Raw genomic sequence first — 9,349 nt, forward strand, 5'->3', positions numbered from 1 at the left:
TCAGCGACGTCTTGCCATGGTCGACGTGACCAATCGTGCCAATGTTCACATGAGGCTTAGTGCGCTCGAATTTACCTTTTGCCATGTGATCTCTCCATTCCTGCCAGCCCGTGCGGGCCTTGAATTAAGTTACTGGTGCAACTCGTTTCGAGTTACGCGTATTTCTTCTGGACTTCCTGGGCGACCGCGGTCGGGACCGGCTCGTAATGGTCGAACTGCATCGTGTAGGCCGCGCGGCCTTGGCTCATCGAGCGAAGGTTGTCCACGTATTTGAACATGTTGGCGAGCGGCACCATCGCGTTGATGACCACCGCGACGCCGCGGGCCTCCTGGCCCTGGATCTGGCCACGACGGCCGTTCAGGTCGCCGATAACGCTGCCGACGTAATCTTCCGGCGTCACCACCTCGACCTTCATGATCGGCTCGAGCAACTGCACGCCAAGCTTGGGCGCTGCTTCACGGAAGCAGGCGCGGCCGGCGATTTCGAAGGCCAGAACCGACGAGTCCACGTCGTGGTAGGCGCCATCGATCAGCGTCGCCTTGACGCCGATCATCGGGAAGCCGGCGAACGGGCCCGAGGTCATGACGCTGTTGATGCCCTTTTCGACACCGGGGATGTATTCCTTCGGCACAGCGCCGCCGACAATCTTGGTTTCGAACTCGAATTCGCTGCTTTCCGGATTCGGCTCGAACAGGATCTTGACGCGGGCGAACTGGCCGGTACCGCCGGTCTGCTTCTTGTGCGTGTAGTCCTGCTCGTGCTTGCGGGTGATCGTCTCGCGGTAGGCCACCTGCGGTGCGCCGACATTGGCCTCGACCTTGAACTCGCGGCGCATGCGGTCGACGATGATGTCGAGGTGAAGTTCGCCCATGCCGGAGATGATGGTCTGGCCGCTTTCCTCGTCGGTCTTGACGCGGAAGGACGGATCCTCGGCGGCCAGGCGGTGAAGGGCGAGGCCCATCTTTTCCTGGTCGTTCTTGGTCTTCGGCTCGATGGCGATCTGGATGACCGGATCGGGGAATTCCATGCGCTCGAGGATGACCGGATGCAGCGGATCACTGAGCGTGTCGCCGGTGGTGGTGTCCTTGAGACCAGCGAGGGCGACGATGTCGCCGGCAAATGCCTCTTCGACGTCGGCGCGCGAATTCGCATGCATCTGCAACATGCGGCCGATGCGCTCTTTCTTGCCCTTCACGGTGTTGTCGACCGAGATGCCCTTGGTGAGCTTGCCCGAATAGATGCGGGCAAAGGTGAGTGAACCGACGAACGGGTCGTTCATGATCTTGAAGGCGAGCATCGACAGCGGCTCGTTGTCGTCGGCATGACGCTCGATCTCGGCGTCGGTCTTGGCGTCGACGCCCTTGATGGCAGGGACATCGGCCGGCGACGGCAGATATTCGACGACGGCGTCGAGCAGCGGCTGCACGCCCTTGTTCTTGAAGGCCGAGCCGCAGAACATCGGATAGAACTTCACCGCGATCGTGCCCTTGCGGATGAGTGCACGGATCTCGTCGTTGCTCGGCATCTTGCCTTCGAGGTAATTCTCGAGCGCCGTTTCGTCCATTTCGACGGCGGCCTCAATCATCTTCTCGCGGTATTCTTCGGCACGAGCCTTGAGGTCGGCAGGGATCTCGACGATGTCCCAGGCAGCGCCCAGCGTCTCGTCGCGCCAGACCAGCGCGTTCATCTCGACGAGATCGACGACACCCTTGAACTCGGTCTCGGCGCCGATCGGCAACTGCATGACGACGGCATGCGCACCGAGGCGCGAACCGATCATCTCGACCGAGCGGTAAAAGTCGGCGCCGATCTTGTCCATCTTGTTGCAGAAGATCATGCGCGGCACGCGATACTTGTCGGCCTGGCGCCAGACGGTCTCCGTCTGCGGCTCGACACCGGCATTGGCATCGAGCAGCGCGATGGCGCCGTCGAGCACGCGCAGCGAACGCTCGACCTCGATGGTGAAGTCGACATGGCCGGGGGTGTCGATGATGTTGAAGCGATACATCTTGCCGTCGCGACCCTTCCAGAAGGTCGTGGTGGCGGCCGACGTGATGGTGATGCCGCGCTCCTGCTCCTGCTCCATCCAATCCATGGTCGCAGCGCCGTCGTGGACTTCGCCGATCTTGTGCGACTTGCCCGTGTAATAGAGGACGCGCTCGGTGGTCGTCGTCTTGCCGGCGTCGATATGCGCCATGATACCGAAATTGCGGTAGTCTTCGATTTTATATTCGCGGGCCATGGGAGGTGCCTCTTCAGTCTCGTTCGCGCTTTACCAGCGGTAGTGCGCGAAAGCGCGGTTGGCTTCTGCCATCTTGTGGGTGTCTTCACGCTTCTTGACGGCGGTGCCGCGGTTGTTGGCCGCGTCCATCAGCTCGCCGGAGAGGCGATCGACCATGGTGGTCTCGTTGCGGTTGCGGGCGGCGGCGATCAGCCAGCGGATGGCCAATGCCTGACGGCGCTCGGGTCGCACGTCGACCGGAACCTGGTATGTGGCGCCGCCGACGCGGCGCGAACGCACTTCCACATGTGGCGCGACATTGTCGAGCGCCTGATGGAAGACGGTGACCGGCTCCTGCTTGGTCTTGGACTGGACCTGGTCGAGCGCGCCGTAGACGATGGTCTCGGCAACCGACTTCTTGCCATCATACATGACGGCATTCATGAACTTGGTGACGATCAGGTCGCCGAACTTCGGGTCCGGATTGATCTCACGCTTTTCTGCACTGTGACGACGGGACATTTTTTCTCTGCCTCAATTCTACGCGGTGGCCTGGATCCCGGATCGTCGCTTGACGCCGTCCGGAACGACCTTGGCTACGCTTCGGTCACTTCGGACGCTTGGCGCCGTATTTCGAACGGCGCTGCTTGCGGTTCTTCACGCCTTGCGTGTCGAGCACGCCGCGGATGATGTGGTAACGGACGCCCGGAAGATCCTTGACGCGGCCGCCGCGGATCATCACCACCGAGTGTTCCTGAAGGTTGTGGCCTTCGCCGGGGATGTAACCGATCACTTCAAAACCATTGGTCAGGCGGATCTTGGCCACCTTGCGCAGCGCGGAGTTCGGCTTCTTCGGCGTCGTCGTGTAGACGCGCGTGCAGACGCCCCGCTTCTGCGGGTTCTGCTGCATGGCCGGGACCTTGTTGCGCTTCACCGGCGCAATGCGCGGCTTGCGGATCAGCTGGTTGACGGTAGGCATTAAACCCTCTTGTCTCTCAATTCCGTGTCTTGCCCGGTCAGGGCCGCTCAAAGCGTCATTTCCATACGCAAATTCGGGCCACAAACCGCGCCTCGCGGTCTTGCCCGAACAAATGGCAGAGGAAGCGGAAGCCGCTTCATGCACGCCGGAAATGTCTTTTCGCTCGTAAAACGAACCCTGTTTGAGGCAAACTCCAAAGCGTGTCGCTTCGGAAGCGAGAGCCTCACATCGGTTCTGACTGGGCGGCTTCTACTCGTGTGGCCACTGTCCGTCAACCCCGGAGCGGCAAATATTGCGCTGAACCCGAGGTTTGGCAGCCATGCGAAAAACGCATGTAATTTTCTTGCGCCGTTTTTCAAGAGGAAGGCAGAAAGTGACCGGCTTGCGGCTGTTTCCACGCCGTGCTTCGTGCGAAAAGGCGGCATGAACAGCCCAAAACCCCTCGCCCGGAGGTACGAACCCGTGAATGACAATGAGGAGCGCCCGGTCACCATTATTACCGGCCGGGTGTGGAAGCGCAAAGGCGGCAAGCCGGAAGGCGTGCATGTGATGCTGGTCGCCCCGGACGACGATTCGGCGGTGCGCCGCGCTCTCGAATCACTTGCCGCGGAAGGTTACGCCGAGGCCGAGCTCGACCAGATCGGTGACCTGGACGGCGTGCCCGACGAGGAGCCGCATCTGTCCGCCTATCAGGGCGCGCTCGAAGGCGAAGTGTCGATCGTGACCTTCGATGTGCCGATCTGAAGAGATCTGAATCCCGGTCGATCTCACGGCCGGCGACAAAAGCCCGGCGACTTGCCCGACACAAGTTCTCTGCTAAGAAGCGACCTCTGGTAAAACCAAGCACACTCAACCTGCGGAGCTCCCATGTCCTCTAGTCCCATCAAGCTCGGCATCGTCGGCGTGGGAAAGATCGTCCGCGACCAGCACCTGCCGGCCTTGGCGAAGGACCAGGATTATCGCCTGGTCGCCGCAGCGAGCCGCCACGGCAAAGTCGAAGACATCCCGAATTTCCCGACGATCGAGGCGATGCTCGACGCGGTGCCGGAGCTCGAGGCGGTGTCGCTGTGCATGCCGCCGCAGTTCCGTTATGACGCCGCACGCACGGCGCTGGTGGCGAAAAAGCATGTCTTCCTGGAAAAGCCGCCGGGCGCGACCGTCAGCGAGGTCGAGGACCTGAAGGCGCTGGCGGCAGCGAACGGCGTCTCGCTGTTCGCCAGTTGGCATTCACGCTATGCGCCGGCTGTCGAGGCGGCTCGCGCTTTCCTCGGTTCAACCAAAATCAGATCGGCCGCCATCATCTGGAAGGAAGATGTCCGCCGCTGGCATCCGAACCAGGAGTGGATCTGGGCACCGGGCGGCTTCGGCGTCTTCGATCCCGGCATCAACGCACTGTCGATCGCCACCCACATCCTGCCGCCAATGTTCATCAGTTCGGCAGAGCTCGATTTCCCCGAAAACCGCGCGGCTCCAATCGCCGCCCATATCGCCTTCCGCACTTCGAACGGTCTGCCGGTGACGATGGAACTCGACTGGCGCCAGACCGGCCCGCAGAGCTGGGACATTCTGGCCGACACCGAGGCCGGATCGATGGCGCTTTCTGGCGGCGGCTCGAAGCTCGCTGTCGATGGCCGCGTCGTTCACGAGGAGCCGGAAGCGGAATACCCGATGCTCTACAAGCGATTCGCCGAGATCGTGCGCGCCGGCACCTCCGACGTCGACCTCGCGCCCCTGCAGCACGTCGCCGACGCCTTCATGCTGGGCAGGCGCAATGTGGTGGAAGCGTTTTTCGATTGATCAGCGGGCGTCGGCCGGATCGCATGTCCGGCCACTCACCGCGCAAATTCAATTGACGATCGCTATGGCAAAGCCGTCATAGCCCTTGGCGCCAACAGTCTGGATCGCGGTGCCTTCCAGACGCTTGTCGCCGCCGATGAACGAAAACGCCGCGCGTGCCCCTTCGACATTGGCGTCACGACCATCTTCATTCACCACCGCGCCGTCACGGATGACATTGTCGCAGACGATGACGGTCCCCGGCCTCGAAAGACGCATGGCCCAGGACAGATAGTGCGGGTTGTTCGGCTTGTCGGCGTCGATGAAGATGAAGTCGAACGGCCCGGCATTCTCGGCGCCTAACGCCGCAAGCGATTGAAGCGCCGGTCCGACCCGCAGTTCTACCCGGTCCGACACCCCTGCGCGTTCAAAGTTCGACCGCGCGACACTGGCGTGGTGCGGATCAAGCTCGAGCGTCACGACCTTGCCGTCCACGGGCAACGCTCGCGCCATCCAGATTGTCGAATAGCCGCCCAACGTGCCGATTTCGAGTACCTTCTTAGCTCCCTGCATTCGCGCAAGAAGTGACAGCAGCTTGCCCTGTGCCGGCGAAACATCGATCGCCGGCAGGCCGTGGTCATGGTTGGCCGCCAGAACGGCATCGAGGGCGGGATCCGCATCGAAAAGAGCCTCGACAATGTAGTCGTCGACAGAAGCCCAGGTCTTCATGCTCATCGTTTTCTTCTCCGATCCGATTAGAGAACCAAAATGCGAAAAGGGGCCACTTGGGCCCCTTTTCTATCTTCTCTTTCTTGCGCGCTTACTGCGCGGCGGAAGCCATGTCGGTCAGCATCGGCTCGGCGACCTCGACGCCAGACGCCTTGCGGCGCTCGTCGATGATCAGCTCGTCGCGCGAGGTGGCGATGCGCCGGATCTGGCTCATCGTGCCGCCGGTGCCGGCCGGGATCAGCCGGCCGACGATGACGTTTTCCTTCAGGCCCTGCAGCATGTCGGTCTTGCCGGCAACCGCAGCTTCGGTCAGCACCCTCGTCGTCTCCTGGAAGGAGGCGGCCGAGATGAAGGACGGCGTCTGCAGCGAGGCCTTGGTGATGCCGAGCAGCACCGGCTGGCCTTCTGCCGGCTTCTTGCCTTCCTCGACCAGGCGCTCGTTGACCTCTTCCAGTTCGATCACGTCGACGTGGTCGCCCGGAATGTAGGTCGAATCGCCCTGCGTGGTGATCTCGACTTTCTGCAGCATCTGGCGAACGATCACCTCTATGTGCTTGTCGTTGATCGACACGCCCTGCAGTCGGTAGACTTCCTGGATCTCGTTGACGAGGTAGGAGGCAAGCGCCTCCACGCCCTTGATCGCCAGGATGTCGTGCGGCGCCGGATTGCCGTCGAGGATGTAGTCGCCCTTCTCGATGACGTCGCCGTCCTGGAGATGGAACGGCTTGCCCTTCGGGATCAGGTATTCGACCGGCTCAAGCGTCGAGTCATGCGGTTCGATGATGATACGGCGCTTGTTCTTGTAGTCGCGGCCGAAGCGGATCGTGCCATCGATCTCAGCGATGATGGCGTGATCCTTCGGACGGCGTGCCTCGAACAGCTCGGCAACACGCGGCAGACCGCCGGTGATGTCCTTGGTCTTGGCGCTCTCCATCGGAATACGCGCCAGCACGTCGCCGGGGCGAACCTGTGCGCCCGGCTCGACCGAAAGAATGGCCTCGACCGAGAGCAGGAAGCGGGCGTCGCCACCCTTCGACAGCTTGCCGACCTTACCCTTGGCATCCAGGACGGCGATCGCCGGCTTGAGGTCGTTGCCGCGTGGCGTCGAACGCCAGTCGATGACCTCGCGCTTGGTGATGCCGGTCGATTCGTCGGCGGTTTCCTGAACGGAAATGCCGTCGACCAGATCCTCGAACGCGACCTTGCCCTCGATTTCGGTGAGGACCGGGCGGGTATAAGGATCCCACTCGGCGATACGCTGGCCGCGCTTCACCTTGTCGCCATCGTCGACGAAGATGCGCGAACCGTAGGTGACGCGGTGCGTGGCGCGTTCCTTGCCGGCCTCGTCGAGGATCAGCACCGCCATATTGCGGCCCATGACCATCAGCTGGCCGTCGGAGTTGCGCACCACGTTGCGGTTGCGGATCTCGACCTTGCCCTCGTACGAGGCTTCAAGGAACGAGGAATCCACCACCTGCGCCGTGCCGCCCATGTGGAAGGTACGCATGGTGAGCTGGGTGCCCGGCTCGCCGATCGACTGCGCCGCGATGACGCCGACAGCCTCGCCCTGGTTAACGGGAGTGCCGCGGGCCAGATCGCGTCCGTAGCAGACCGCGCAGACGCCGACCCTGACCTCGCAGGTCAGCGCCGAACGGATGCGGACCGACTGCACGCCGGCCTTTTCGATCAGTTCCACGTCACGCTCGTCCATCAGCGTTCCGGCCTTGACCAGAACCTCGCCGGTGACCGGGTGGGTGATGTCGTCGAGCGAGGTGCGGCCGAGAACGCGCTGGCCAACCGAGGCGACGACCTGACCGGCATCGACGATCGGCTGCATAGTGAGGCCCTTGTCGGTGCCGCAGTCGAGCGAGTTGACGATGCAGTCCTGCGCCACGTCAACGAGACGACGCGTCAGATAACCCGAGTTCGCCGTCTTCAAGGCGGTGTCGGCCAGACCCTTGCGGGCGCCGTGGGTCGAGTTGAAGTACTCGAGCACGGTGAGGCCTTCCTTGAAGTTCGAGATGATCGGCGTCTCGATGATTTCACCGCTAGGCTTGGCCATCAGGCCGCGCATGCCGGCAAGCTGGCGCATCTGGGTGGGCGAACCGCGCGCACCGGAGTGCGACATCATGTAGATCGAGTTCATCGGCTTCTGACGGCCGTTGTCCTCGAACTCGACAGCCTTGATGCGGGCCATCATTTCGTCGGCGACCTTTTCCGAGCACTTGGCCCAGGCGTCGACGACCTTGTTGTACTTCTCGCCCTGGGTGATCAGGCCGTCATTGTACTGCTGCTCGTACTCCTTGGCCAAAGCCTCGGTGTCGGACACCAGCTTGATCTTGGCGTCCGGAATCAGCATGTCGTCCTTGCCGAACGAAATGCCGGCACGGCAGGCGTGGCTGAAGCCGAGAGCCATGATGCGATCGCAGAAAATGACCGTCTCCTTCTGACCGCAATGGCGGTAGACGGTGTCGATCATCTTGGAGATGTTCTTCTTGGTCATCTCCTGGTTGGCGGTCTCGTACGGCACATTGTGGTTCTTCGGCAGAAGTTCGCCGATGATCATGCGGCCAGGCGTAGTGTCGTAGATCTTCGACACGACCTTGCCGTCGGCGTCGACCGTACGGAAGCGCCCCTTGATCTTGGCATGCAGTGTCACCGCCTTGGTCTCGAGCGCGTGCTGGAGTTCGCCCATGTCGGCAAACACCATGCCCTCGCCCGGCTCGTTCTGGTTGACGATCGAGAGATAGTAGAGACCGAGAACCATGTCCTGCGACGGCACGATGATCGGCGCACCGGAAGCCGGGTGCAGGATGTTGTTGGTCGACATCATCAGCACGCGGGCTTCGAGCTGCGCTTCCAGCGACAGCGGCACGTGGACCGCCATCTGGTCGCCGTCGAAGTCGGCGTTGAAGGCCGTGCAGACCAGCGGGTGAAGCTGGATCGCCTTGCCTTCGATCAGGATCGGCTCGAACGCCTGGATGCCGAGGCGGTGCAGCGTCGGCGCGCGGTTCAACAGCACCGGATGCTCGCGGATGACCTCGTCGAGGATATCCCAGACCTCCGGACGCTCCTTCTCGACCAACTTCTTCGCCTGCTTGACGGTCGAGGAGTAACCCTTGGCGTCGAGACGGGCGTAGATGAAGGGCTTGAACAGTTCGAGCGCCATCTTCTTTGGCAGGCCGCACTGGTGCAGCTTGAGCTCGGGACCGGTGACGATGACCGAACGGCCGGAATAGTCGACGCGCTTGCCGAGCAGGTTCTGGCGGAACCGGCCCTGCTTGCCCTTCAGCATGTCGGACAGCGACTTCAGCGGACGCTTGTTGGCGCCGGTGATGACGCGGCCGCGACGGCCGTTGTCGAACAGTGCATCGACGGCTTCCTGCAGCATGCGCTTTTCATTGCGCACGATGATGCCGGGCGCGCGCAGCTCGATCAGCCGCTTCAGGCGGTTGTTGCGGTTGATGACGCGGCGATAGAGATCGTTCAGATCCGACGTGGCGAAACGGCCGCCGTCCAGCGGGACAAGCGGGCGCAGGTCCGGCGGGATCACCGGAACCACTTTCATGATCATCCATTCCGGACGGTTGCCGGACTCCATGAAGTTCTCGACGACCTTGAGCCGCTTCAGGTACTTCTTCTG

At 62.2% G+C, this 9,349-nt stretch carries 7 protein-coding genes and 1 pseudogene; 2 read left to right on the forward strand and 6 right to left on the reverse strand.

The window, feature by feature from the left end:
* The 4 genes and pseudogenes from NKH83_RS31150 to rpsL all read right to left on the reverse strand — a co-directional run.
* Window positions 1–85, reverse strand: a pseudogene (locus NKH83_RS31150) (GTP-binding protein); the annotation flags it as partial.
* Window positions 86–152: 67 nt separating this feature from the next.
* A complete protein-coding gene (fusA, locus tag NKH83_RS31155) occupies window positions 153–2,243 on the reverse strand; it encodes an elongation factor G (protein ID WP_254817148.1) in 2,091 nt (696 codons plus the stop codon).
* Between the two features lie 30 nt (window positions 2,244–2,273).
* Window positions 2,274–2,744, reverse strand: coding sequence for a 30S ribosomal protein S7 (gene rpsG, locus NKH83_RS31160; RefSeq protein ID WP_008875664.1), 471 nt, complete (start codon window positions 2,742–2,744; stop codon window positions 2,274–2,276).
* Window positions 2,745–2,829: 85 nt separating this feature from the next.
* Complete coding sequence (rpsL, locus tag NKH83_RS31165; RefSeq protein WP_006333356.1) at window positions 2,830–3,201, reverse strand: 30S ribosomal protein S12; 372 nt, start codon at window positions 3,199–3,201, stop codon at window positions 2,830–2,832.
* 462 nt (window positions 3,202–3,663) lie between these two features.
* On the opposite strand from rpsL, the gene NKH83_RS31170 reads away from it, so the two are divergent.
* Window positions 3,664–3,945 carry a transcriptional regulator gene (locus NKH83_RS31170; protein ID WP_254817147.1) on the forward strand — a complete coding sequence of 94 codons (282 nt, stop codon included), beginning with the start codon at window positions 3,664–3,666 and terminating at the stop codon, window positions 3,943–3,945.
* 123 nt (window positions 3,946–4,068) lie between these two features.
* Window positions 4,069–4,998, forward strand: coding sequence for a Gfo/Idh/MocA family protein (locus NKH83_RS31175; RefSeq protein ID WP_352480671.1), 930 nt, complete (start codon window positions 4,069–4,071; stop codon window positions 4,996–4,998).
* 48 nt (window positions 4,999–5,046) lie between these two features.
* Here NKH83_RS31175 and NKH83_RS31180 read toward each other — a convergent pair whose 3' ends face one another.
* On the reverse strand, window positions 5,047–5,712 hold the full coding sequence (locus tag NKH83_RS31180; RefSeq protein ID WP_352480673.1) for an O-methyltransferase: 666 nt from the start codon (window positions 5,710–5,712) through the stop codon (window positions 5,047–5,049).
* Window positions 5,713–5,797: 85 nt separating this feature from the next.
* The coding region (gene rpoC, locus NKH83_RS31185) for a DNA-directed RNA polymerase subunit beta' (RefSeq protein ID WP_352509898.1) at window positions 5,798–9,349 on the reverse strand (3,552 nt) is incomplete at its 5' end.

The organism is Mesorhizobium sp. M0909, from assembly GCF_040319515.1.
Lineage (GTDB): Bacteria > Pseudomonadota > Alphaproteobacteria > Rhizobiales > Rhizobiaceae > Mesorhizobium.

What these genes read in the sequence shown, in the direction of transcription:
- fusA (WP_254817148.1), bottom strand. Translation starts at nt 2,243, where the DNA reads ATGGCCCGCGAATATAAAATCGAAGACTACCGCAATTTCGGTATCATG.
- rpsG (WP_008875664.1), bottom strand. Translation starts at nt 2,744, where the DNA reads ATGTCCCGTCGTCACAGTGCAGAAAAGCGTGAGATCAATCCGGACCCG.
- rpsL (WP_006333356.1), bottom strand. Translation starts at nt 3,201, where the DNA reads ATGCCTACCGTCAACCAGCTGATCCGCAAGCCGCGCATTGCGCCGGTG.
- NKH83_RS31175 (WP_352480671.1), top strand. Translation starts at nt 4,069, where the DNA reads ATGTCCTCTAGTCCCATCAAGCTCGGCATCGTCGGCGTGGGAAAGATC.
- NKH83_RS31180 (WP_352480673.1), bottom strand. Translation starts at nt 5,712, where the DNA reads ATGAGCATGAAGACCTGGGCTTCTGTCGACGACTACATTGTCGAGGCT.